Source organism: Hymenobacter agri (assembly GCF_054778495.1).
Genome location: NZ_BAAGZM010000974.1, coordinates 1 through 1,084, shown reverse-complemented (window position 1 = coordinate 1,084; position 1,084 = coordinate 1). Strand labels below are relative to the sequence as shown.

The 1,084-nt window shown below is 62.4% G+C and carries 2 protein-coding genes; both read left to right on the top strand.

The features are described from left to right. The coding region (locus ACYVDE_RS23810) for a hypothetical protein (RefSeq protein WP_460504007.1) at positions 1–232 on the top strand (232 nt) is incomplete at its 5' end. 156 nt (positions 233–388) lie between these two features. Continuing rightward, a partial coding sequence (locus ACYVDE_RS23805) for a TatD family hydrolase (protein ID WP_460504006.1) occupies positions 389–1,084 on the top strand: 696 nt, incomplete at its 3' end.

Sequence of the window (1,084 nt, the reverse complement as noted above, 5' to 3'; positions counted from 1 at the left end):
GCTGGCGGGCGTGGCGTGGGTGGGCGGCGCGGGGCTGGCGCTAGGCATCTGGGTGGCGAAGGTAGTGGTGCAGGGTACGTTGGCATTCTTCGCCCACCGCCGGGCGGGGCTGCGGTTGCGCTGGTCGCTGCTGCCGCTGTTCGAAGGCTACACGCTGGCCCTGACGGCGGCCATCGGCTTTTTCCAGCTCTTCGGCGGCGCCGTGGTTTGGAAAGGAAGGCGCTATGATTGAAAGGATTGAGTTTTGAATGCTGAGGGGTGAATTAGTTGTCTTGTGGCCGTTGCCGAATCTTGAGCTTCGTCAAAATCTGTCCGGACGTTTTCAAATGCTGAATACTCAATCTGTAAAACTCAACCCTCAACCCTTAAAACTCAACATTATCTAATAATGCATATTACTGATTCGCACGCGCACCTCTATTCCGAGCAGTTCCGGCCTGACCGCCTCGACGCCCTGCGCCGCGCCCAGGAGGCCGGCGTGCGCACCATCGTGATGCCCAACATCGACCACAGCAGCATCGACGCCATGCTAGAGCTTGAGGCCGAAGCGCCCGAAACCTGCTTCGCCATGATGGGCCTGCACCCGTGCTCCGTCACGCGCGGCTTTGAGCAGCAGCTCTACGAAGTCGAAACCTGGCTGGACCGCCGGCCCTTCGCCGCCGTGGGCGAGGCCGGCCTCGATTTGCATTGGGACAAAACCCTGCTGGCCGAGCAGCAGGAAGCCCTCAAAATTCAGCTGGAACTGGCAAAGAAGCACCAACTGCCCATTGTGCTGCACACCCGCGAAGCCTTTGCCGAAACCGTCGCGCTGGTCGAGGCCGCGCAGGATGGCACCCTGCGCGGCGTGTTCCACTGCTTCTCGGGTACGCCCGAGGAAGCCGAACAGGTTATTAAGCTGGGCTTTATGCTGGGCATCGGGGGCGTGGCCACGTTCAAAAACGGCGGGGCCGATAAAGTGCTGCCCGGTCTCGGGCTGGAGCACCTGCTGCTCGAAACCGACTGCCCCTACCTCGCGCCCGTGCCACACCGCGGCAAGCGCAACGAGCCGGCCTACCTGCCGCTGGTGCTGCGCCGGGTGGCCTCG